The following is a 22,423-nucleotide window of genomic DNA, read 5'->3' on the forward strand; positions in this document are numbered from 1 at the left end:
GCGCCATCCTGCTCACGGCGTTGAGCACTGTCATTTCGGCCGTTGGCATTCCGCAGGGCTGGCGCACGGTCATCGAGGGCTCGATCATCCTCATTGCCCTGCTCCTGCTGAGGGAAAACACCTTCGCTTTTCTAAGACGCCGACTGGCGCGGTAAAGACCGCCCGCGCCCGGCGATCCGGGACGTTCAGTGAGAACGTTCCCATCAACAAGCGGTCAAAACGATCTGGGAGACCTCGATGCCAAACTGGAAGAAAAAACTAAGTTTATGCGCAGCCGCTCTTTGTACTGCCGCGGTCAGCCTCTCGCTCACCGCCCCGTCGGCATCAGCGCAGGACAAGAAGTTCAAAATCTACCTGAGCATGAGCTACAGCGGCAACTCTTGGCAGTCGGAGGCAGCCAACATCGTCAAGGCGCTTGCCGCCACCCCACCCTACGACAAGACGGTGGAACTGACCCAGGTGATCTCGGGCACGGATCCCCAGGCGCAGATCGCCGCGTATGAGAGCATGATTGCCGCCAAGGCCGACGGCATTATCAGCTTTCCGATTTCTTCCACTGCCCTCAATCGCGTCATCCACAAAGGCTGTGAGAAAGGCGTGAAGTTCTTCATGTACGACGCGACTGTCACCGAGCCCTGCGCCTACAACGTCAGCTACATTACCGCGGGCTTCGGCGAGAACAGCGCTCAGGCCCTGGTCAATGCGCTCGGCGGCAAAGGCAAGATCTTCCTCAGCCGCGGCGTTCCGGGCAACTCGGTCGACAAGCGCCACACCGATGGGGCCATGTCGATCTTCAAGAAGTATCCCGGCATCCAGGTCGTGGACGAATATTATTCCTTCTGGGACGACCGTACGACCCAGCAGGAAACAGCCAAGGCGCTTGCTGCGCATCCGGACGTCGACGGCATCTGGGCTCAGGCCGGTGAATACGGTGCGATCCAGGCCCTCATGGACAAGGGAAGCAAACTGGTGCCGATGACGGGTGAAAACTCGAATGGCTTCCGCCTCGCGCTGGCCAATCCGGATTTCCAGAAGCGCGGCCTGAAAGGCGTTTCCGCTGGCTCGCCGCCGGCCAGCGCGGGCTATGCTTTCAAGCTGATGATGGAAGCCCTGACCGGAAAGCGCGATCTCAAGCCGGGCAACATCGAATATCCTCTGCCGTGGGTGCCCGCCGACCAGGTCAAGCTGTGCAAAGGCCAGACGTTCGAAGATGGTTGTAATGCCTTCCCGGAAGGCGTTGTGCCCAGTTCCTTCGTGACGGAGGTGTTCAGCCCGACGCTGCTGCCGGAGCTTTCCATCCAGTCGGCGCTCGAAGGCAAGCCAACGCCAGGCGCGACCATCCAGCCTTTGCCGGCCGATGTTCCGAAAGCCGCCGACGAGCCCGGCATCAACTGCCAGAAGTGCGAGCCGCCAGCAGACCAGTACAAGCTGACCAAGGTTCAGCCGACCGTCAATCCGTAATGGTCAAGGCGGGCGGCGTCACGCCGCCCGCTCCATCTTCTTAGAGAACGAGGACGAACATGCCCAACTATCTCAAGCGCGGCCAGGACGCGAGCACAGTGGCGGCGGTCGACGCCAGGACGCGATTGACCGTTGAAAATATTCTTGCCGACGTCGAGGCGAGAGGCGACGCGGCCGTGCGCGAGCTCTCTGAAAAATTCGACAACTGGTCGCCCGAAAGCTTTCGCCTTTCCGAGCAGGACATTGAAAAAGCCTTGTCCGCGGTTGCTCCGCGCGATCTCGAAGACATCCGCTTCGCCCAAGCGCAAGTGCGCAACTTTGCCCAGCATCAGCGCGACTCCATCAGGGATATTGAAGTCGAGACCCTCCCCGGTGTCGTACTCGGCCACCGCAACATTCCAGTCAATGCCGTTGGCTGTTATGTGCCTGGCGGCAAATATCCGATGGTTGCCTCGGCGCATATGAGCGTGGTCACGGCGCGCGTGGCCGGCGTCAAGCGCGTGATTGCTTGCGCACCGCCTTTCCACGGCGGTCCGCATCCGGCGATCGTCGCCGCCATGCATCTGGGCGGCGCCGACGAAATCTACGTGCTTGGCGGTGTGCAGGCGGTTGCCGCAATGGCGCTCGGCACCGACACGATCGCGCCGGTCGATATGCTGGTCGGTCCTGGCAATGCCTTTGTCGCCGAAGCCAAGCGCCAACTCTTCGGACGCGTCGGTATCGACCTCTTCGCCGGTCCGACCGAAACCCTGATCATTGCCGACGAAAGCGTTGACGGCGAGATCTGCGCAACCGATCTGCTCGGCCAGGCCGAACATGGGCCGACCTCGCCCGCCGTCTTGCTTACCACCTCCGAGAAGCTCGCCCGGGCAACAATGGCCGAAATCGAAAGGCAGCTTCTGAGGTTGCCGACGGCGGAACTCGCCGGCAAGGCATGGGCAGACTATGGCGAAGTGATCGTATGCGAGTCCGATGAGGAGATGGTGCGCGAGGCGGACCGCATCGCTTCCGAGCATGTGCAGGTCATGACGCGCGACCCCGATTACTTCTTGAACAACATGACCAACTACGGCGCCTTGTTCCTTGGGCCTCGCACGAATGTGGCCTTTGGCGACAAGGTCATCGGCACCAACCACACGCTGCCGACCAAGAAAGCAGCCCGCTACACCGGCGGACTGTGGGTCGGTAAATTTCTCAAGACCTGCACATACCAGCGGATCCTCACCGACGAGGCCAGTGGACTGGTCGGCGAATATTGCGCGAGGTTGTGCATGCTGGAAGGTTTTGCCGGACACGCGGAGCAGGCCAATATCCGCGTGCGGCGCTACGGCGGCCGAAACGCCGCTTGACGACCTTGAACAAAGCACGTCGAAACATGGTTCGCCGCTAAAACTGGAGCCTAGCAGCCATGACCGAAGTCGCCCTGGAGGAGCCTCAYACGCCCCGCATAACGGTGAAAGATTTGGCAAGACAATTGGGCATGTCGGTATCCACGGTTTCACGAGCCTTTTACGAGGACGCTGTGATCGCACCAAAGACGCGCGCGAGGATCCTCGCGCGCGCGGCGGAACTCGGCTACCAGCCCAATCCGCTCGCACGCGGCCTCATCACCAAGAGCAGCCGCATCGTCGGCATCGTCGTGTCCGACATCACCAATCCATTCTATCCCGAAGTGCTGACGCGATTGACGGGAAAGCTGCAAGCCCTGGACCTGAATGTGATGCTGGTGGTGACCGACCCAAAGCGCAGCGAGGACGAGACGCTTCGCGTCCTGCTTTCTTATCACCCCGACGTGGTGATCATCCTGGCCACGACGCTTTCTTCGGCATCGTCCGATGCTTGCCGCAAGGTTGGTACGCCGGTCGTGTTCTTCAACCGCTACGATGCAAGCCAGCGCTCTTATGCGGTGACTTGCGACAACGAACTCGGCGGCAGGACGGTCGCCGACCACCTGATCGATCTCGGACACAGACGTTTGGCCTTTGTCGCCGGCTTGCCGAATGCCTCGACCAACGTCGATCGCTGGAAAGGTTTTCATGCCCGCTGCCTGGAAAGAGGCGTGCAGGCCCCTCTCAGCAGCGTAGGGGAGGAATTCAGCTACGCGGCCGGCTATGCCGCGGCGCATGGGTTTCTCTCGTCCGACGAACCGCCGACCGCGCTTTTCTGTGCGAACGATATCCTGGCGATCGGCGCCATGGACGCGGCAAGGCGCGATTTTGGCCTTTCGATACCGAACCGTCTGTCTGTAGTCGGTTTCGATGACATCGCGATGGCCTCCTGGCCGTCGCACGATCTCACAACTGTTGGTCAGCCGATGGAATTGATGGTCGAACGGACCGTGGATCTGACTCTGTCTCTGTCACGCAACGATGCCAGTCAGCCCGCCCTGCAGCGCATTCCGGGAAAACTTGTTGAACGCAGCACCACGAGGGCCATCGATGGCAGGCAATAAGTCTTCTCTTTCGATGCTGGACTGGGCGGCGCAAATTCATGGCCCGGACTGTGCTGGCTTTGGCCCCGCTCGCGAAGTCGCGGCCTTGTCGCTGCCTGAAGGTGTGGCGGATGAGGTGGTCGCCTATGGCCTCGAGGCCCGGCAGGTTTACAACGGTCTTAAGCGTTTGATCGGCCAGGTCGCTGGCCTGATGATCCTGCTGCAGGCAAGCGGCCGCCGCGAAGTGCTCGATCTTCCGTCGATCGCCAGTGCTGCGGAATTGTTCGACGAACTCCGCGAACGCCTTTCGAAGTTGCGGACAACGTCTCGCCTTGATGGGCATCTGCAGCAGTTGATCAGCGCACAAAGGCTCGTGGGCGCCTGCCTTGCCGTCTTGCGTAGGCAACAAACTGCCAAGGATGCCCCAGACCTCGCAGAGCCGCTCGGAAATATATCAGCGGCTTACAGGCATCTTCAATCGGCGTCCGAGGATCGCTTCGGCATGACCATGGTCGACTTCAGGCATTCTTGTTGCAACTGCGGCGCCGAAACCCGCCTATAACGACTAGGGAGGAAATGAAATAATGTCACAGTATTCGATCTGGGTTCTCGAATATTCCTACGTCTCCAAATACCACAAGAGCGGCGTTCTCTACGGCGCGCACAACCAAGGCTACGTCAAACTCCCCTATTGCTATGCCCTGATCAAAGGAAACGGGCACGTCGCCATGGTGGATGTCGGCTACAACGACAAGGAATATGGCAAGCACCTTGGCGACAAGTTCGGTGTCGAGAACTGGCGTTCTCCGAAGGAGGTTCTCGCCGGGGTTGGCCTCACACCCGAGGATGTTGATACCGTCTTCATCACCCATGCCCATTTCGACCATTTCGGCAATGTCGAGGATTTTCCGAAGGCGAAATTCTACATTCAGGAACGGGAGATCGCGAAGTGGACCTGGGCGATGTCGCTGCCTGACAGGCTCCGCTGGATGATGGTGGCTGTCGATCCCGGTGACATCATCCGCGGCGTCGATCTTGCGCGCCAGAAACGGCTCATTTGCGTCGATGGCACCGTAGAGAACGCTCTTCCGGGGATCGACCTTCATGTCGCCTACGACAGCCACACCTTTGCGTCCATGTGGGTCAATGTCCGCAACGACGGCAAGGCGCAGTCTTCCGACGCCTGGGTGCTCGCCGGCGACCTCGTTTATGTCTTCGAGAATGTCGAAGGCCCAGGGGGCGTCGTCGATGTCGATACGCCGATGTATGTGCCGGTCGGTCTTGCTCTTGGTAGCCAGCAGAATTTGCTGATGGCCACCGAAGCGATGATGAAACAGGTCGGCTATGAAGCGCAACGTGTCATTCCAGTACACGAGGAAAGGCTCAAGGACCGCTTTCCGTCGCGGATCACCAAGGACGGACTGCGCATTTCGGAAATCTGCCTGGCTGACGGCGAGACGTCCAAGGTACGATGATGACAAGGGAGTTGAAGCAAGTCGCCGTTATCGGCGGCGGACTGGTCGGAAGCGGCTGGGCGGTCGTCTTTGCGCGTGCCGGCATCCCGGTCCGTTTCTTCGACGCAAGTGAAGACATCCGGCGAGGCGCGCCCTCTCGTATCCGCGCGAGTCTTTCGGACATGCAAGAGTTCGGCCTGGTCAGCGATGTCGATGCAATCGCGCAACGCATCGAAGTGGTCGACAGCTTGGTCGATGCAGTATCGGCGGCTGACTACGTGCAGGAATCAGTCTTCGAACGCGTCGACGTAAAAAAGGCAGTGTCCGCAGAGATCGGCGCGGCCATCCGTGACGATGCGGTGGTTGGCAGTTCAAGTTCAGGCATCCCGGCTTCTGCGTTTACGGACCAGGCTCCCAGGCGATCGCGCTTTCTAATCGCCCACCCGGTCAATCCGCCGCATCTGGTGCCACTTGTCGAACTGGTACCCGCGCCATGGACAGATCCGGAAATCGTTCCATGGCTGCGCGCGGCGATGGAGCAAGTCGGACAGGTGCCGATCGTCGTCAACCGTGAGATCGAAGGCTTTATTCTCAACCGCCTTCAGGGTGCGCTACTGAACGAGGCCTGGGCGCTGCTGGATGCGGGCTTGGCCAGTGTGGCCGACATCGATCGAACAGTTGCTCATGGTCTCGGCCTGCGCTGGTCGTTCATGGGACCGTTCGAGACGATCGATCTGAATGCGCCCGGTGGGATAGACGATTACGCGCAACGTTTGGGAACGCTTTACCACTCGATCGCGCAGGATCGCCGCGATCCGAAACCTTGGTCCCCTGATCTGATAAGACTCGCCACGGCCGAGCGCCGGAAAATACTGGCAAAGCCAGAGCTCGAGGCCCGTTCGGCATGGCGCAACCGTCGGCTTATGGCTCTGGTTTCTCATAAACGGGGTCAGCCGGAGCGCTAGAATTTCTCCGGTCCGCAAGAAGCGATCGAGGTCACATGATGTATGGGAAACGGAGGCAGAGGCTGGCGAAATAGCGCCGTTGCCGCCCTTCGTTGCGCTCCAGCTGAAGCACCTTTTCATGGCGCTTTGAGCAAGTGCCTATGGATGTGCCTCTTCGGGGCGAGCGAGCATCATGAGATCACCGACGGTTTTCTGATCGGCAAGCGTCCAAAGCGTATCAGAAAGCGAATCTGCGGCAAGTGTCGGGCAACCGTATCGCGCGAGGGCGGCAAATTTCTCCCGGAGTGCTGCGTCCGACATGGGCCGGGCGAGGCTGCCAGTAGCAACTTTTTCGGACGTCACTGCAGAAGAGCCATCCGCATATCTAATTGAGACATGAGCGGCTTCGACCGACGCGCCGGCGTCGACCTCGACTGGGCGCACCTTGGCACGGAGAGCCTTGACCTGCGGATCGTTCACCGCGGCATCGCTGAAGTCTTCCGCACCCGCATGGCCGCGCAACAGACTGACGGCCACCGCATGCTGGGCGCTCACTTGCGCCTCGCGCCCCGTGGTGACTTCGGGGCGATCGGCGCGGGCCTTGAGCAAGGGGGCGCCGCGCACGACAACCCCGGCAATCTGGCTTGCTGAGAAATTGGCGGTGGCACGAGCGGTGAGGCAAGCGTCGATCACAGGGTTCAGCACCACTCCGCAGGGGTATGGCTTGAACATATTGCGCATGATTTCCCACTCAGCGCCCAGTCCGTCCTCGATCCGCTCAGGCTTAGTATGGTCCGAGCAGACTTTGAGGAAGCCGCGCGGCCCTTCGAGCGGCTGCGGCGGCCCTTCGACCCCGCACTGTGCCATTAGGGCGGAGGTGAGCCCCCCGCGCGCCGCATTGCCGACGCCAGTGCTCTTGGCCATGAAGCCGAGGGTCTCGACGAGGCCTGAAGCTTGTGCCGAGGCATTGCCAAGTGCCCAGAGTATCTCGTCTTCGCCAAGATCAAGGAGCTTCGCCGCAGCCACGGCGGCGCCGAAGATCCCGCATGTGGATGTGATGTGCCAGCCGCGGTCGTAGTGGTCAGGCGAGACTGCATTGCCGATGCGGCAAGCGACCTCCACCCCGAGAGCAAAGGCATGAAGCAATTCCACTCCACTGACCGGGCGCATTTCCGCAAGTGCCAGCAAGACGGGCAGGACGGGCGCGGTGGGATGGATAATCGTGCCAGCATGGGTGTCGTCGAAATCGAAGACATTTATCGCCGCGGCGTTCAGGAACGCGGCCGTCAACGCGTCCCGGCGCTGGGCGTGGCCGATGACGGTCGCGGTCTCGCCGGCCGAAAAAGGCGCGAGGCTTTTGGTCAGCCGCAGCACCGCCTGATCGGACGAGCCACCGAGCGCCGTTCCAAAGCCATTGAAGACGGCCTTCATCGCGTGCGCGCGGACCGGTTCCGGGATGTCCTCCCAGCGTGAGCGATGCACGAAAGCCGCGAGCCGGCGCGAGAGGCCTGCTGCGGAAGGCTGTAGGATGCCGCCGGTCATGAGCGCGTATCCGATCCGCACATTGCCAGGATCAACTCTTCGCCTTGGCGCCGGCGACCGTCACGCCGGCCCAGCCCTCTATTGGCTTGATGATTTCGGTAAGGTCGGCATCCGCGCCCAGATCGCTCTTTGCCACCGTCAGAAGTTGCCGTACCGCGCCGCCCACGATCATCGGCACGCCGAGCGCGTCGCTTTCCTCGAGGCAGAGACGAATATCCTTCGCAGACAGACCAATCGAGAAGCCGAAATCGAAGCTGCGCGTCAGCACGAATTTCGGAATCTTGGTCATCGTCGCATTCGAGCTTCCGCTGCCCGAATTGATCACCTCGATCAGGATATCGGGATCGAGCCCGGCCTTGGTGGCGAGCACCAGCGCCTCAGAGGCAATGGACAGCGCCGTGACCGACATCAGATTGTTGATCACCTTCATCATCTGCCCCATGCCCGGCTCGGCGCCGACATGGATCGGCTTGCCGAGTGTCTCGAGGATCGGTCGCACCGTCTCCATTGTCGACACGTCGCAGGCGACCATCATGGCGAGAGTGCCCTTCTCGGCGCCGCCGACGCCCCCGCTTACCGGACAGTCGACCGTCGTAATGCCAGCGGCCTTCAGGCCTTCGGCCACCTGCCGCTCGGTGCGCGGGCCGGTGGTCGACAGGTCGATGACGATCTTTGCGCCCTTGCCCGAGACAAGCCCATTGGACCCAAGCGCCACGGCATGCACGATCTCTGGCGTTGGAAGCGACAAGAGGATCACATCGGACAGGCCCATCAGTTCCGCCGGGGTCTTGGCCCTTCCCGCGCCCTCTCTCGTCAACGCCGAGACGACAGCGTCGTTGGTGTCGTAGACGCTTACTGTGTAGCCGGCCGCAATAAGCCGCTTCACCATCGGCATTCCCATGCGTCCAATACCGGCAAAACCCAGTTTAAGGTTAGTCATCGTGATCTCCGCTTTATAGGTTGGGTGCAGATCGCGTCTGCGCGCTCAAGGCGCTGCCGCAATCGGATCGAGGTCCAGGCGCACGATATCGTTGACCCCTGGCAACGCGGCCGGATAGCGCGTCAGGACGAGCGGGTCGTGGCCAGGAATGACATGTTTGGGCGAACTCGCGAGCCTGCGCATGGTGGCGTAGCCCTCCAGCATGTCGGTAGCGCTCTCCAGCACCGGGAAGGGTCGGTTCTGCTCGAAATTGGCGTAGAAGTGCGAAGCGTCCGAGCCAATCACCACCCAGCCGCGCGCCGTCTTCACCCGGACCACCTGCAATCCCTTCGAGTGGCCGCCGACGCGATGCACCGTGAGGTTCGGGGCGATCTCGCTCACCCCATCGTGGAACGCCACCCGCCCGGCGAAGAGCTTGGCGACCATGCTCGCCACGTCTTCGTAGGCGAAGGGGTGGCGCAGATAGTCATGGCACATGCAACGCCCGGTGCAATAAGCCATCTCCACGTCCTGAACGTGGTAGCGGGCATGCGGAAACAGGTCGTGGTTGCCCGCATGATCGAAATGCATATGCGACAGGATGACGTCCTCGACCTTGTCGGGGTCGATGCCGATCATCTTCAGCCCCTCGTCGACCGGCCGCAGCAAATGCCGCTGCCGCTTCTGCGCCACCTTGGCGTCGAAGCCGGTGTCGAACACGAAGGTTCGCGTCTTGCCGACGATGGCCCAGACAAAGTAGTCCAGCGGCATCGGACCATCATGCGGATCGCCGCCGATGAAATTCGCGGCTGCATTGCGGTCGTGGTGACCGTAGCGAACGGCGTAGAGTTCGTAGGTCTCATCCATGTGTGGCTCCTTTCGCCGCCAGCCCGCCGTTGTGCCGGATCACGTCGATCCGGATCCGATTAGCTGGCAAGCCATCCTCCCTCGACCGGAAGCATGGCTCCGGTCATGTCGCGGCCAATCGGCCCGCAGAGAAAAACCAGGAGATCGGACACGCTCTGCGGCGAGACGAAGCTGCCGCCCGGCTGCTTGCCCTCCAGGAACAGGCGCTCTGCCGCACTGCGGTCAATRCCTCGATCCACCATCAATTCTTCCACCCGGCTTTCGGTGCCGGGTGTCAGGACCGAACCTGGGCAGAGGCTGTGGCAAGTGACGTCGACGTCCAGGTTCTCCAAGGCCACGGCCCGCGTCAGGCCCAGGATAGCCGATTTCGTTGTCACATAGCCGACGCGACCTGCCGTGCCGCGCATGCCGTAGACGGAGGTTATATTGAAGACACGACCGAAGTTCTGCGCCCGCATCCTCGGCAGCAACAACCGGACAGCATGGAAAATGGCCGAGAGGTTCACGGCCAGCGCCAAATCCCATTGTTCGGGCGGAAAATCCATGATCGACGCAAAATGCCTTACGACCGCGTTGTTGATCAGAATGTCGACCCCGCCAAGTTCGACGCCGGCGGCTGCAACGAGCGACTCCACACCCGTTGGCGTGGACAGATCGGCCCTGTGATAGGCAATCTGCGCGCCAGTCCTGCGGACAAGTGCTTCACGCTGCGGCTCAACCGCGTCAGGCGCTTCGAGCCCATGCAGCATGACGCTGCAGCCGGCCTCGGCAAGCCGAGTGGCGATCGCTTGTCCCAACCCCCCGGTGGAACCGGTGATCAGTGCGCGGCGTCCGCTCAGAGCCTTCGCCTGGACAGGAAGCACCGGCGGTGCCGTCTCCTCCACGCTCATACCCTGCTCCGCTGCTCTGTGAGCATCATCAACGTCCTCATCCTTGGCCGATACAGGGCTGCGCGGCGATTCATATCTGTTACCGGTAACAGATTTCAAGCTTAGAGCAGCGACGTCAGCGATGCAACGGGTGATACCGGATATCTGAAGTCAGGTGCTTTCGCGCTGGATCAATTCGAATTTCAGATCGATCACGCTGCCCCGCAGATGCTCGGCGCCGTCGATGATTCGACTCAGCAGGATTCGCGCCGTCCGTTCGCCGATGTCATAGCGCGGCAGCCTCAGCGTGCTGACGGAGGGGCTGACGTGGCGCAGAAGGTCCACGTCGTCGAAGCTTGCCAGAGCGATCCGGCCCGGGACCGGCCAACCGCGCTTCTGGCATTCAAAGAGGGCGCCGACGGCCAGCACGTCGCCTGCGCAAAACAGCGCATCGACTTCCGGCACGCTCTGCACAACGCGTGCCATGACTTCCGCCCCGGCAGCGAGACCTCGCTCGGTCTCCAGTACTATGCGGGGGTCGGGATCGAGCCCAAGCTGGTTCAACGCGGCATGATAGCCTTGCAGCCGATCCTGCGAGCGGTCGTTGTGCACCGAGTAAAGACTGGCGAAAGCAATCTTGCGGTATCCAAGCCGGCCGAGATGCATCGTCATCGCATAGGACGCTTCACGGTTGGAAAAACTGACCACCATATCCAGCGGTTCTTCCGGTATATTGCCGTTTTCGACCACGGGTATGCCCGATTTTCGGATTTTCTCCGCCGCTTGCGGTGTATGCTCGGTGCTGTGCAGGACCAGGCCGCTCACCCGCTGACTGAGGAAGATATTAATCAATTCTTCCTCTTCGTTGGGGTCATAGCCGGACTCGGCGATCATCAGCTGAAAGCCCGAGCGCTTGAGCACTTCCGACAGGCCTTTGACCGTTTGCGTATAGATCGAGTTGTCGATGCTCGGCACGATGAGGCCGATCGTCGTGGACCGATTCGAAGAGAGGCTGCCGGCCAGGTGGTTCGGCAAATAGCCGATCTCGCGAACCACCCGCAGTACCCGTTCGCGCATCTCCTCGGAGACTTTGCCGGGCCCGTTCAGCACTCTTGAAACGGTCATGGTGGAGACGCCGGCGCGAGCCGCGACGTCTCGCATCCTGGCGCTGCCCGTCTGCGGGTTTCCGTCTCCAGATGATCTTTTCGGCATTCCTGTCACAATCCGACGTGGCGACAGAAATCAAATCATTGCACGGACACACAAACAAGCCTTGGCGGCAGAAATCTGTAATTTTGTTGTTACCGCTACCAAAACAGGGTATTGGCTGACAGGATTTTGCGCATTCAGGATGCCGTGGCGATCGCAATGGACAGAACAGCGAACAACCAAGCGGACAAGGCGGTGCTGCGCTATGTGGCGGCGGCCCGGCCGGCGCAACAGGCGATCAGCCAGACACTGACGCAGGTCGGGGGCTATGCGCTGTTGCTGATGACGTCGCGCAGCCGCGCAGCGCTTGCTGAAGGCGCGCTCGCCGGCGCGCGGGACGCAGCGATGCGAGCATTCGAAGAGGTGCGCGCGCTTGTGGCTCCAGACATCGCCAGACATCATCATTACCACCTGCGTGGCGCCGCCGAGACGCTCCTCCAGGCCTGTGTCGCGGCACTGGCTTACAGCCGCATYGACGCCTCCGAGCAAAGCGACGCGCTCGTGCGGACGTTGCGGGCATCAAGCGATCACCTTCGAACGACGACCCGTCTGTTGCCGGGCTTCGAACTTGTCGATTTCGGGCAGGCCTGCTGCGCAACCCACGCGCCGAAGCGCCTGCTGCAGAACGTCACCTAGGCCAATTGTATCAGGGAGGAAAGTATGGCGGATTACTCGATTTGGGTGCTCGAATATGCGGCGGTGGAGAAATTCCCCTTCAGCGTGATGATGTACGGCCCCCAGCATCAGGGCACGCGCAAACTGCCCTATGCCTACGTGTTGCTTAAGGGAAAGGGCGAGACGATCCTGATCGACACCGGCTACGATCACGTAGCCTATGGCGAGCAATTGGCGACCGCCTACGGGGTCTCGAACTATCACGAGCCGCGAGCGGTCCTGGCCGAGTGCGGTGTCAGCCCGGAAGACGTGACCAGCGTCTTCATCACGCATGCCCATTTCGACCATATGGGCGCCATCCATCTGTTTCCAAACGCAAAATTCTATATTCAGAAAAGCGAACTGGACAAATGGATCTGGGCTCTGACCTTGAGCCCTGAATATCGTTTCCTGACCGGCGGCGGCGATCCGGCCGATATCGTACGCGCCGTCGAGGCGGCGAAGGAAGGCCGGATGATCTGCATCGACGGCGACCAGGAGGATGTCCTGCCGGGCATCGACGTCCATCTGGCCGCGGATACCCATACCTATGGCAGCATGTACGTCACCGTCCGCAACGACGGCGCCAAGAATGGTGAGGACAAGTGGATCTTCGCGGGCGACCTGATCTACACATACGACAACCTGACCGGCCTCGATCCTGAAGCGCCGCAGATCGTGCCGATTGGCCTTGCCGTCGGAAGTCAGCACAATTTGATCTTCGCCAGCGCGCAAATGCTGAAGTTGGTGGGTGGCGAGGTGCGGCGGGTGATTCCTGTCCACGAGGATCGGCTGCGCACCACATTTCCTTCGCGGCTCACCGACAAGGGCTTGCAGGTCGTGGAGATCGCACTCGCGAAGGGCGAGAAGAGCTGGGTCGGCTGAGCCAGAGCGACAGGGCGCAGGCGCCCTGCCCCAAACTGTGGCAATGCTCTGGCGAGGCCGGATTGCCACGAGCCTCAGACGCTACCGAGCATACACCGCTCCTCAAATCCGACATCCGCATGGTGTCGGATTTGAGTCATGCCCTGCTTTTTCAGAGTTGGTCCGCGCCTGCCACGAAGCCGCCACCATCGATCACGATGGCCTGGCCGGTGATGAACGAGGCTGCATCCGAGGCAAGGAACAGCACAAGTTGGGCTATCTCCGACGGATCACTGATGCGCCCCATGGGAATCATCGGCAAAACGGTATCTTTCGCGCTCTGCTCGCTGCCGAACATGCCGCTCAACAGCGGCGTCATGACCGAGCCGGGAGCGATGGCGTTGACCCGGATGTTCTTGCGGGCCACTTCCAGCGCGACCGAGTTCGTCAGACCGATCACGCCCCATTTGCTTGCGCAATAGACGGCGGTGGTGGCGAAACCCATGACACCGAACAGCGAAGACGTGTTGACGATCGCACCTCCGCCCTTCGCTGTCATATGCGGGACCTGATGCCTTAGCCCATTGAAAATCCCACGCAAATTGACGTCCATCAGGAAATCATAGTCCGCGTCGTCCAGTTCGTGCACGGGCGCCGTCTTGCCGGGCACACCCGCATTGTTGAAGGCGACATCGATCCTGCCGAAACGGTCGAAGGCCTTCTGGTGCAGCATGGCCATCGCCTTGCTGTCGCGCACGTCGGTTTCCATGAACTCGATCTCGACACCAAGCGGCCTCACCTCTTCCTTGAGGCTCTCTCCGAATTTGGCGCCGATCCCCGAAACGTAGAGATTGGCACCCGCCCGGGCGAACGCCAGCGCGGTGGCGCGGCCAATGCCGGTCGTTCCACCGATCAAGATGACGTTCTTCCCGGAATAATCGTACTTCACTTGCATGGTTGGTCCTCCTGTAGTCCGCGACCGCAAGATACCCGCGGCAAAATTCACCTGCGCCCTCGCCATCCATAGCCTTGACGTGATACCGCTAACAAGAGAAAATAAGCAAAGACGCAAGGAAGGCGGCAATGGCTGTTTGTTTTTGAACGAAAAGTGGATTTTAGAGTGATTTCAGGCTGTCCGGCTTCCGACTTTTCAAATGTGAACGTGATACCGCTATCAAATACGAGGGTCCAAACCCTGAGCAAAACCGTAGAATCTGATCTGCTGGCGCTGCTCGACCTTGGACAGGCATACCGCTTCGGTGCACTTTAGCCRCCGAGCGGGTCTTTAGAATGCGAGGGCAACCAATTCATTGAGCCCTCGTGCAAGGAAGGCGCCGGCTCCGTCGTGGGGACGGCCTGAAACGAAAGGGAGGAGTTTCCAAATGTACAAACTACTGCTTGCCGCTTTGACGGCCAGCGCCATGATGGTTGCCACCGTCGCTGAGGCGAAAACGCTTGGCGTCGTTGCACTTCTGGCCAACGATGCGCTCAATATAGCCGTCATTGGCGGCGCGACCGAGGCCGCCAAGGCTGCCGGCTGGGATGTCAAGGTGACGGATACCCAGGCCAGCGCGGACCAAGCGAACGCTGCAATGAATTCTTTCGCCGCGCAAAAAGTCGACGCGATCTTCGTGCTCGCCTTTGCCAGCAGCTCCATCGGCTCCGGTCTCGCCGCGGCGCGCGACGCAGGCATTCCCGTCGCCACGTGGGGCGGCGAAATCGTTCCCGGCATCGTGGTGACGACCAGCGGCCGCCAGGTCGGCGACGATTCGGTGAAATTCCTGACCGATAAGGTCGGTGGGAAGGCCGACGTCCTGGCGATGACCTTCCACCCCGGAAAGCTCTGCATCGACCGCGGCGTTGCCTTCGATGAGGGCGTGAAGGGCAAGTCCGACGTCAAGGTCAACTACAGTGAAGTGACGGCGCCGGGACAGGTCCAGTTCGGCAACGCGACCGCCGCCGCTTGGCTCACGGCGCACCCCGCCGGCGGGGACAAGCCGCTGGCCATCTGGGCCTGCTGGGACGAGCCGATGCAGGGGGCCGTTGCCGCCATGCGCCAGGCCGGCCGAACCGACGTCACCACCGTCTCCATCAACGGCAGCCCGCAAGCACTGCAACTGGTCAAGGAAGGAGACCTGACGGCGACCGTCTGGCAGCCGGCCTTCCAGGAAGGCAAGGAAGTGTTCCAGGCAGTACTCGACTCGATCAAGGCCGGCGCTTCCTGGCAGCCGAAGGATATCCAGATCCCCGGTATCGTGGTCACCAAGGACAATGTCGACAAGTTCATGGCCGACCATCCCAATGGAATGTGAGACCACTTTGCGGCAGCTGGCGGAGCGGCGCGCCTAGATGCCGCCCGCCGCCTCAGTCGGGCCCTGGATGCAAATCCGTGGCCTGACCAAGTCCTTCGCTGGAGAACTTGCCCTCGACCACGCCGATCTCGACATCGAGCGCGGCAAGGTGCATGGCCTGGTCGGCGCCAACGGCGCCGGCAAGTCCACGCTGATCCGCTGTCTCGCCGGGGTAACGGTGGCTGACGAAGGCAGCGTGACGGTGGCCGGCGACGACCTGCAAAAAGGATCGCCGCAGGCTTCGGAGCAGGCCGGGCTTGCCTTCATCCACCAGGAACTGAACCTGATCCCGCATTTCAACGCGCTGCAGAATATATTGCTTGGCGCACCCAAGGTCACGCGTTTGGGCATGATCGACTGGCGGCGTTCCGGCGTTGCCGCTCGTGCCGCCGCCGAACGCGTTGGCATCCGTTTTCCGCTCGAGACGAAGGTCTCCGAACTCTCGGTGGCCCAGCGCTGGCTCGTCATGATCAGCAAGGCGCTTGTACGCGACGCCAGCATGATCGCGATGGACGAGCCCACCGCCTCGCTGTCTGGCCCGGAGAGCGAACAACTCTTCGCCATCATCCGCGATCTCTCCGCCCAGGGCGTGGCCATCCTCTATGTGTCTCACCGGCTGGAAGAGGTGCTTCAGCTTTGCGACAGGATCACGGTATTGCGCGACGGGCGGATCGTCGACGCCGCGGAGCGCGGAGCGCTTGACAAGAAGGGCCTGGTCAGAGCCATCATCGGCCATGACATACGCCCACCGGACGAGCGCGCCCGTTTCGCGACCGACCGCAACCGGCAGCCGATCTTCTCCGTCCGCGAAATTGCCTGGAAGAGCGCCGTGAACGGCGTGAGTTTCGATCTCTACAAGGGCGAGGTGCTTGCGCTCGGCGGCCTCGTCGGCGCAGGACGGACCGAACTTGCCCATCTCGTGGCCGGCGTGGCCCGGCCGGATGCTGGCCATTTCGAGCTCGACGGCAAACGGCTCGATATCGCCAACGAGGCTGAAGCCGTGCGCGCCGGTATTGCGCTGGTTCCGGAGGAGCGCCGCTCGCAGGGTGTGATGCTGCAGCAGTCGGTAGGCTTCAACATCAACATATCGACGTTGAAGAAGCTGCGCGCCATTCCAGGTCTGCCGTTCGTATCGGGCCGGAAGTCCCGCCGCCAAGCGGAGGGCCTCGTGGCTCAGCTGGGCATCAAAACGCCAAGCATCGAGACGAGGATCGGCGGTCTTTCAGGCGGCAACCAGCAAAAGGCGCTGATCGCCCGCTGGCTCAATGCCGGAACCAAGCTCCTCATTCTCGACGAGCCGTCACGAGGCGTCGATGTCGGCGCCCGCGAAGAGATACATGATGCGATCCGGGCGCTCGCCCGGTCCGGCGTCGGCATCCTTGCGATTTCATCTGATGTCGAGGAACTCACGCTTCTCGCCGACCGCGTCCTCGTCATGCGTGAAGGCCGCATTACCGGCGAGTTGACCGGCTCCGATATCACCGAGGCCCGGATCATCGAGCTCAGCTACCACGACACCAATGACACAGAAGGAGAGATCGCATGATGGCCCAGGCCGGAACCGCGGCGAAGGACGCGTCGCTGCGAAAATCCTCGTGGAAGCGGACCGCGCTAATCTGGCTCTCCCGCTATGGCACGATCGTTGGGCTGCTGCTGATGGTGGTTTTTTTCTCGGCGAACGCACCAGGAATCTTCCTGTCGCGCGCCAATTTCCTCAACATCCTCAGCCAGGCGTCCCTGACCGCGATCATCGCCTCCGGGCTGACCTATACGCTTGTTGTTGGCGAGTTCGACCTCAGCATCGGCTACGTAGCGAGCTTCGTCGGTCTGATCGTCACCGGCCTCATGGCTTACCAGGGTTTTCCGATCTGGCTCAGCATCGTCTGCGCGCTGCTGCTCGGTGCCGCGATCGGCGCCTTCAACGGCGTGCTGGTGACGAAGGTGAGGATCAATGCCGTCATCTCGACGCTGGGCATTGGAACAATGCTGACGGGCATCGGCTTCACCTACAGCTCCTTCCCGATCGCGACCGGCATCCCTCGTGCCTTCACCGATATTTCGCTCGGCCGGCTCGTCTTCGGCCTGCCCAATCCGGTGATCATCATGGTGATCGTGCTGATCGCGCTTTGGGTCATCTTGAACAAGACCGACATCGGCCAGAAGATGCAGGCTGTCGGCGGCAATCTGGAGGCAGCGCGGCTCTCCGGCATCCGGGTGGACCGCATCAAGATTTTTGCCTTCGCCACCGCCGGCTTCTGCGCCGCATTGACCGGAACGCTGCTGTCCTCGCTGCTTGGCAGCGGCACGTTGGCGGCGGCCGACGGCTATCTTCTCGACGCCTTCGCCGCCGTTTTCCTGGGCTCCGCTACGTTGAGGGAAGGCGAATTCCATATCTCCGGGACTTTGATCGGGGTGCTCATCCTGGCTGTGGGATTCAACGGGCTCAGCATCTTCGGCGCGCCCACCCATTTCCAGCCGATCTTCAAGGGCGGGATTCTCGTGCTGGCAGTCGGGATGTCCGCGCTCGCCCGGCGCTATGCCGCTTCGGCGTAGAGGGCAAGCGCTGGTTGAACTTCGATAACAGTCTAGGCGGCTGTCTTGTCAGCGCCGGCGACAAAGCCGCCGCCGTCGATGATGACGGCTTGTCCGGTGATGAATGAGGCTTCGTCCGATGCCAGAAACAACACCAGGCGGGCAATCTCCGACGGATCGGCGATCCGGCCCATTGGCAACGATGGCAGGACCGTATCCCTCGCACTCTGCTCACCGCCGAACATGTTGGTGAGGAGCGGTGTCATGGTCGATCCCGGTGCAATCGCGTTGATGCGGATATTCGATCTCGCGACCTCGAGCGCGGCCGAATTCGTCAACCCGATCACGCCCCATTTGCTGGCGCAGTAGACGGCCGTGGTGGCGTAACCCATCACGCCGAACAGCGACGAGGTGTTGACGATCGCTCCGCCGCCATTCGCCAGCATATGCGGGATCTGATACTTCATGCCGAAGAAGATGCCGCGCAGATTGACCTCGGTGATCAGGTCGAAATCGGCCTGGTCGAGTTCATGGATCGGCGCCGTCTTGCCGGGAACCCCCGCATTGTTGAACGYGACGTCGATGCGCCCGAAGCGCTTGTAGGCATTTTCGTGAAACTTGCGGACCGCATCCTCGCTGCGGACGTCGACCTCGGCGAACTCGATGGCGATGCCGGGAAAACGCTGCCCGACCTCCTCGATCAGGCTGCGGCCTTCAGCGCTGCCAAGGCCGGCCACGTACAGATTGGCGCCGGACTCAGCAAAGGCCAGGGCCGTGGCACGCCCTATTCCCGTCGTGCCGCCGATAACGAGCACCGACCGTCTGGAGAAATCATATTTCGCTCGCATTACTGCCTCCTGAGTTCATGAAAATCGCCTCATGCCTATCGGTCATTTGACGAAGAAGAGCCGCTTGCGGTCCATGTTGACGGCAACGGCCGCGATGACGCCGGCGCCAAGAACCACGTTCTGCAGGAAGGGGTTCACATTGGCGAGATTCATGCCGTTCTGCAGAATCGTTATGATGAGAACGCCCAGTATCGTCCGATGCGGCCCGCCGACGCCCCCGGTGAGCGGGGTGCCGCCCATGACGACCGCGGCGATCGCCGGCAGCAGCATCGGGTCGCCCATTGTGGGGTCGCTGCCGCCGATGCGGAGCATAAGGAATATCCCGGCCACACCGGACAGAAATCCGGATACCAGAAAGGCGTAGAGTTTGTAGCGCGCAACCGGCACGCCGCAGAGTTTGGCAACCGTCTCACCGCCGCCGATGGCGTAAATGAACCGACCGAAGCGGGTTCGCCTGGCGACGAAGATCGCTGCGAGCGCGATACCGATCGCCCAGAGGGCGACCGTGGGCACCCCCAGGAGACTGCCATTGAAGATCGATCCGATCACCAGGTCGGTCGGCAGGTTGATCGCCGCGCCCTGCGTGACATAAAGCGTCATGCCGTTGATCGCGTAAAGCATGCCCAGAGTGGTCAGAAACGACGGAAGCCTGGCGTAGGCGAACAGCACGCCGGCGATGGCGCTGACCAACATGGTGATGAATGGCACCAGAATGACCGCCCATTCGCCATGGTCGCGTATCAGCATCGCCGCGCTCATTCCGGCCAGTGAAACCATCGAACCGACGGCGAGATCGATGCTGCCCATCAGGATGATGAAGGTGCCGCCAACGCTGAGCACGATAAGAACTGCCGCCTGCTGCAGGATGTTGATGGCGTTGCCGATGGTAAAGAAACGGCCATTCAACGCTGTAAACACGATGATCATCGCGATCAGTGCCAACCACGGACTGATGGCCGCCACGGAGATTTGCGGCCGCCAGGATTGTTGCCGAGGGCTGGAATGGCCGGTGGGCCGCGCCGCGGCGGATGGGTCCTGCGTTATCGGTTGAATCGTCCTGCTCCCTGGTTGCCCGCGACCTAGACCATGTCCGCGACGAGCTCGACTTCGCCCGGTTTGTTCTTCGGCGGCGCTGGCACCTCGCGCACCACGTTGCCGCCGCACATGACGAGAATGCGGTTGCTCAGACCGATCAGCTCGAGCAGGTCGTCGCTGATCAGCAGGATACCGACGCCCTCGGCGGCGATCCGCCGGAGTACGCTGTAGATCTCTTCCTTCGCACCGGCATCGACCCCGTTCGTCGGATTGTCGAGAATGAGAATCTTGGCCTGACGAAGCAGCCATCGTGCGAGCAGCACCTTCTGCTGGTTGCCGCCGCTCAGGGTCGATATCTGCGCGTCTACCCCCGCCGTCTTGATACCCAATGTCGCAACGAATTCGAGCGCCGCGCGCTTCTCTCCCGCCAGGTCAAGCCAATAGGTCTCGCCGTGACGCGTCAGCCGGGCCAGGCTCATGTTCGAGGCCACTGACAGTGGCGGTATCACCCCATCCCGGCGATCGGGCGGCAGATAGCCGATGCCCAGGTCACTCATCGTCTGGATCGAACGGTTCTCCGGAACGATGGCATCATCGACCTTGATGGTTCCGGTGGCCCCAGGCAGGGCGCCGGCGAGCACTTGCCCAAGATCGGATTTGCCCGAGCCGAGCAGGCCCGCCACACCGAGGATCTCGCCCGCACGAAGGCTGAACGTCACATCGCCGAAGGAGCCGGTTCGGGTCAGGCCGGCCACGTCGAGGACCGTCCGGTCCTGCGGCTCCTGCTGGTTGTGTTCGCAATAGAAAAACTCATCCCGCGTGCGTCCCACCATCAATTCGTGCAGTCGGTTCTCGGCTATGTCGGCGGCTGGTAATTCGGCGACCATGGCGCCATCCTTCAGCACGTAGAGGCGGTCGCTGATCTCGATGACTTCCGACAGGCGGTGCGAAACATAGATGATGGCGGCGCGCTCTCGAGCCGACTGGATGAGCCGCATCAGGAATTCGACCTCGTCCCCGGTCAGCGCGGCGGTCGGCTCGTCCAGCAGCATCACCGGCGATTCAATTCCCGCCAGTTTTGCCAGGGCAAAGGACTTGATGATTTCAATAACCTGCCGAGTGGAAAGATCGAATGTCTCGACCTTCCGCGTCGCGTCTATGCGCTGATGGCCGAAATCCGCCAGGAGTTCGGTGACGTGTCGCAGCATCGCGCGATTGTCGATGACGCCGAAGCGGGAGAACGCTGCCTCGTGCGCCAACAGCACATTCTCGTACACCGACAGCGTCGGGATCAGGGCGAGATCCTGATAGATATGGAAGATGCCTTCTCGGTTGGCATCGGCGTAGCTACGCAGCGAGACCTGTCGCCCGTTCACCAGCAGGGCGCCGGCGTCGGGCCGGAGGTTTCCGCTGATCGTCTTCAGCAGCGTCGATTTGCCAGCGCCGTTCTCACCAACGAGGCCGATGACTTCTCCCTTGCGCAGCGTGAGGCTCACGCCGGAAAGCGCTGGGACGCCACCGAAACTTTTGCCGATGTCCCGCACTTCCAGAAGTGGCGGCGAGGATGCGCCTCGAATGCGCTCGCTCGCAGCCAAGTGACCGGCATCACCTGTGCCGGGTCGTTCCGTCGCTGAGGAAGAACCATTCATGGTCGCTGCTGAGCGCGTCTAATTCGGGCCGATGACGATCGGACCGCTGTTGGACGTCAGGGCGCGCACCGGCGAGAATGGATCCGTGGAGAAGCGATCGGCGTAGAGTTTGGTAACGCGTTCGAACTCGCCCTTTTCCTTGGCCTCCGCATATTCCTTCGGCAGTTGATAGCTGGCCGGCTTCTCACCCCGCCACGTCCAATGATCTTCGGGATGCAAAGGAATGAGCAGGTTCTGCGGATTCCAATCGTCCGGATGCAGAACCTTCGACATTCTCAGGAAGTCATAAGGTGATGTCGATCCCGAATTCAGTTCCTTGTATTTCTTTGCGGCCTCGGGCGTATCAAGTATGTAGCCTCCGAAAATCATCATCCGCTCGGGTAAGGAGGGACGCCAACCGTTGACATAATCGAACACCACCACTGTCGAATAGGCGCCCAGCCAGGCCGGACCATAGGCATAAGTGTTGAAGGCGCGTCCGTTGGCGATCATGTCGATCATATCGGGAATTGCGTCGCAGCCGCTGACCAGCGCCTTGATGCCGCGCTGCTCCAGGGCGTTGACGACCGCGACCGCGGAGTCGTCGTTGGAGACGATCACGGCGTCGATGTCGGGATGCGCGGTCAGGATATCGGCGATTGCCGGCGCGGTCGTGGTGCGGCTCCAACCGCCGGGGCGACGGGCGACGAGTTCGATGCCCGGATAGTCCTTCAGCGCGAGGTCGAAGCCGTGACCGMGCTCGGTCTCCACCGGATTTCCGAGGATACCCTCGATATAGACGACCTTCCCTTTGC

Annotated in this window: 21 protein-coding genes; 11 read left to right on the forward strand and 10 right to left on the reverse strand. The window is 61.4% G+C overall.

What is annotated here, in order from left to right:
• The first annotated feature begins 237 nt into the window (after positions 1–237).
• The 6 genes from AC1DX0_RS12490 to AC1DX0_RS12515 are packed head-to-tail and all read left to right on the forward strand — an operon-like array spanning position 238 to position 6,311.
• Positions 238–1,461 (forward strand): sugar ABC transporter substrate-binding protein, encoded by a 1,224-nt coding sequence (locus tag AC1DX0_RS12490; RefSeq protein ID WP_477222602.1) that lies wholly within the window; start codon positions 238–240, stop codon positions 1,459–1,461.
• Between the two features lie 59 nt (positions 1,462–1,520).
• Positions 1,521–2,810 carry a histidinol dehydrogenase gene (gene hisD, locus AC1DX0_RS12495; RefSeq protein WP_477222603.1) on the forward strand — a complete coding sequence of 430 codons (1,290 nt, stop codon included), beginning with the start codon at positions 1,521–1,523 and terminating at the stop codon, positions 2,808–2,810.
• A 59-nt stretch (positions 2,811–2,869) separates the two neighbouring features.
• Complete coding sequence (locus AC1DX0_RS12500) at positions 2,870–3,913, forward strand: LacI family DNA-binding transcriptional regulator (protein WP_477222604.1); 1,044 nt, start codon at positions 2,870–2,872, stop codon at positions 3,911–3,913.
• Positions 3,900–4,454 carry a hypothetical protein gene (locus AC1DX0_RS12505; protein ID WP_477222605.1) on the forward strand — a complete coding sequence of 185 codons (555 nt, stop codon included), beginning with the start codon at positions 3,900–3,902 and terminating at the stop codon, positions 4,452–4,454. Before AC1DX0_RS12500 ends, AC1DX0_RS12505 begins: the two co-directional genes overlap by 14 nt.
• Before the next feature lie 22 nt (positions 4,455–4,476).
• A complete protein-coding gene (locus AC1DX0_RS12510) occupies positions 4,477–5,367 on the forward strand; it encodes an N-acyl homoserine lactonase family protein (RefSeq protein ID WP_477222606.1) in 891 nt (296 codons plus the stop codon).
• A gap of 11 nt (positions 5,368–5,378) precedes the next feature.
• The gene (locus AC1DX0_RS12515; protein ID WP_477222607.1) at positions 5,379–6,311 is read left to right on the forward strand and encodes a 3-hydroxyacyl-CoA dehydrogenase; all 933 of its coding nucleotides are present in this window, start codon (positions 5,379–5,381) and stop codon (positions 6,309–6,311) included.
• A 138-nt stretch (positions 6,312–6,449) separates the two neighbouring features.
• Here AC1DX0_RS12515 and AC1DX0_RS12520 read toward each other — a convergent pair whose 3' ends face one another.
• The 5 genes from AC1DX0_RS12520 to AC1DX0_RS12540 all read right to left on the reverse strand — a co-directional run bounded on the left by AC1DX0_RS12520 (position 6,450) and on the right by AC1DX0_RS12540 (position 11,699).
• Positions 6,450–7,832: an MmgE/PrpD family protein gene (locus AC1DX0_RS12520; protein ID WP_477222608.1), complete on the reverse strand. Its 1,383-nt coding sequence runs from the start codon at positions 7,830–7,832 to the stop codon at positions 6,450–6,452.
• Positions 7,833–7,863: 31 nt separating this feature from the next.
• On the reverse strand, positions 7,864–8,772 hold the full coding sequence (locus tag AC1DX0_RS12525; RefSeq protein WP_477222609.1) for an NAD(P)-dependent oxidoreductase: 909 nt from the start codon (positions 8,770–8,772) through the stop codon (positions 7,864–7,866).
• A 45-nt stretch (positions 8,773–8,817) separates the two neighbouring features.
• Positions 8,818–9,618, reverse strand: a complete 801-nt coding sequence (locus tag AC1DX0_RS12530) for an N-acyl homoserine lactonase family protein (RefSeq protein WP_477222610.1) — start codon at positions 9,616–9,618, stop codon at positions 8,818–8,820.
• 59 nt (positions 9,619–9,677) lie between these two features.
• Positions 9,678–10,508, reverse strand: coding sequence for an SDR family NAD(P)-dependent oxidoreductase (locus AC1DX0_RS12535; protein WP_477222611.1), 831 nt, complete (start codon positions 10,506–10,508; stop codon positions 9,678–9,680).
• A gap of 150 nt (positions 10,509–10,658) precedes the next feature.
• Positions 10,659–11,699, reverse strand: coding sequence for a LacI family DNA-binding transcriptional regulator (locus tag AC1DX0_RS12540; RefSeq protein ID WP_477222612.1), 1,041 nt, complete (start codon positions 11,697–11,699; stop codon positions 10,659–10,661).
• 111 nt (positions 11,700–11,810) lie between these two features.
• Here AC1DX0_RS12540 and AC1DX0_RS12545 point away from each other — a divergent pair, with 111 nt between their 5' ends.
• Together AC1DX0_RS12545 and AC1DX0_RS12550 are read left to right on the forward strand one after the other, a co-directional pair.
• A complete protein-coding gene (locus tag AC1DX0_RS12545; RefSeq protein WP_477222613.1) occupies positions 11,811–12,332 on the forward strand; it encodes a hypothetical protein in 522 nt (173 codons plus the stop codon).
• Between the two features lie 24 nt (positions 12,333–12,356).
• On the forward strand, positions 12,357–13,235 hold the full coding sequence (locus AC1DX0_RS12550; RefSeq protein ID WP_477222614.1) for an N-acyl homoserine lactonase family protein: 879 nt from the start codon (positions 12,357–12,359) through the stop codon (positions 13,233–13,235).
• Between the two features lie 151 nt (positions 13,236–13,386).
• On the opposite strand, the gene AC1DX0_RS12555 is transcribed toward AC1DX0_RS12550, so the two are convergent.
• Positions 13,387–14,169 carry an SDR family NAD(P)-dependent oxidoreductase gene (locus AC1DX0_RS12555; protein WP_477222615.1) on the reverse strand — a complete coding sequence of 261 codons (783 nt, stop codon included), beginning with the start codon at positions 14,167–14,169 and terminating at the stop codon, positions 13,387–13,389.
• 427 nt (positions 14,170–14,596) lie between these two features.
• Between AC1DX0_RS12555 and AC1DX0_RS12560 the strand changes: the two genes are divergently transcribed.
• The 3 genes from AC1DX0_RS12560 to AC1DX0_RS12570 all read left to right on the forward strand — a co-directional run bounded on the left by AC1DX0_RS12560 (position 14,597) and on the right by AC1DX0_RS12570 (position 18,118).
• On the forward strand, positions 14,597–15,526 hold the full coding sequence (locus AC1DX0_RS12560; RefSeq protein WP_477222616.1) for a sugar ABC transporter substrate-binding protein: 930 nt from the start codon (positions 14,597–14,599) through the stop codon (positions 15,524–15,526).
• A 67-nt stretch (positions 15,527–15,593) separates the two neighbouring features.
• Entirely contained in the window at positions 15,594–17,111 is a 1,518-nt protein-coding gene (locus AC1DX0_RS12565) for a sugar ABC transporter ATP-binding protein (RefSeq protein ID WP_477222617.1), read from the forward strand.
• Positions 17,108–18,118, forward strand: coding sequence for an ABC transporter permease (locus AC1DX0_RS12570; RefSeq protein ID WP_477222618.1), 1,011 nt, complete (start codon positions 17,108–17,110; stop codon positions 18,116–18,118). The genes AC1DX0_RS12565 and AC1DX0_RS12570 overlap by 4 nt, the downstream gene beginning before the upstream one ends.
• A gap of 32 nt (positions 18,119–18,150) precedes the next feature.
• Here the strand turns inward: AC1DX0_RS12570 and AC1DX0_RS12575 are convergent, their stop codons facing one another.
• The 4 genes from AC1DX0_RS12575 to AC1DX0_RS12590 form a co-directional block, all read right to left on the reverse strand.
• Positions 18,151–18,945, reverse strand: a complete 795-nt coding sequence (locus tag AC1DX0_RS12575; protein ID WP_477355537.1) for an SDR family NAD(P)-dependent oxidoreductase — start codon at positions 18,943–18,945, stop codon at positions 18,151–18,153.
• 42 nt (positions 18,946–18,987) lie between these two features.
• A complete protein-coding gene (locus AC1DX0_RS12580) occupies positions 18,988–20,109 on the reverse strand; it encodes an ABC transporter permease (RefSeq protein WP_477222620.1) in 1,122 nt (373 codons plus the stop codon).
• Positions 20,025–21,575: a sugar ABC transporter ATP-binding protein gene (locus AC1DX0_RS12585; RefSeq protein ID WP_477355541.1), complete on the reverse strand. Its 1,551-nt coding sequence runs from the start codon at positions 21,573–21,575 to the stop codon at positions 20,025–20,027. The genes AC1DX0_RS12580 and AC1DX0_RS12585 overlap by 85 nt, the downstream gene beginning before the upstream one ends.
• A gap of 72 nt (positions 21,576–21,647) precedes the next feature.
• Positions 21,648–22,423: sugar ABC transporter substrate-binding protein (locus AC1DX0_RS12590; protein ID WP_477355543.1), on the reverse strand; the 776-nt coding region annotated here is incomplete at its 5' end.

This window comes from Mesorhizobium sp. P3_A9 (assembly GCF_056402975.1).

Excerpts from the sequence above, each read along its gene's own strand:
- AC1DX0_RS12550 (WP_477222614.1), top strand. The coding sequence starts at position 12,357 with ATGGCGGATTACTCGATTTGGGTGCTCGAATATGCGGCGGTGGAGAAA.
- AC1DX0_RS12565 (WP_477222617.1), top strand. The coding sequence starts at position 15,594 with ATGCAAATCCGTGGCCTGACCAAGTCCTTCGCTGGAGAACTTGCCCTC.
- AC1DX0_RS12540 (WP_477222612.1), bottom strand. The coding sequence starts at position 11,699 with ATGCCGAAAAGATCATCTGGAGACGGAAACCCGCAGACGGGCAGCGCC.
- AC1DX0_RS12560 (WP_477222616.1), top strand. The coding sequence starts at position 14,597 with ATGTACAAACTACTGCTTGCCGCTTTGACGGCCAGCGCCATGATGGTT.
- AC1DX0_RS12555 (WP_477222615.1), bottom strand. The coding sequence starts at position 14,169 with ATGCAAGTGAAGTACGATTATTCCGGGAAGAACGTCATCTTGATCGGT.
- AC1DX0_RS12490 (WP_477222602.1), top strand. The coding sequence starts at position 238 with ATGCCAAACTGGAAGAAAAAACTAAGTTTATGCGCAGCCGCTCTTTGT.
- AC1DX0_RS12510 (WP_477222606.1), top strand. The coding sequence starts at position 4,477 with ATGTCACAGTATTCGATCTGGGTTCTCGAATATTCCTACGTCTCCAAA.
- AC1DX0_RS12520 (WP_477222608.1), bottom strand. The coding sequence starts at position 7,832 with ATGACCGGCGGCATCCTACAGCCTTCCGCAGCAGGCCTCTCGCGCCGG.
- AC1DX0_RS12570 (WP_477222618.1), top strand. The coding sequence starts at position 17,108 with ATGATGGCCCAGGCCGGAACCGCGGCGAAGGACGCGTCGCTGCGAAAA.
- AC1DX0_RS12525 (WP_477222609.1), bottom strand. The coding sequence starts at position 8,772 with ATGACTAACCTTAAACTGGGTTTTGCCGGTATTGGACGCATGGGAATG.
- AC1DX0_RS12530 (WP_477222610.1), bottom strand. The coding sequence starts at position 9,618 with ATGGATGAGACCTACGAACTCTACGCCGTTCGCTACGGTCACCACGAC.
- AC1DX0_RS12505 (WP_477222605.1), top strand. The coding sequence starts at position 3,900 with ATGGCAGGCAATAAGTCTTCTCTTTCGATGCTGGACTGGGCGGCGCAA.
- hisD (WP_477222603.1), top strand. The coding sequence starts at position 1,521 with ATGCCCAACTATCTCAAGCGCGGCCAGGACGCGAGCACAGTGGCGGCG.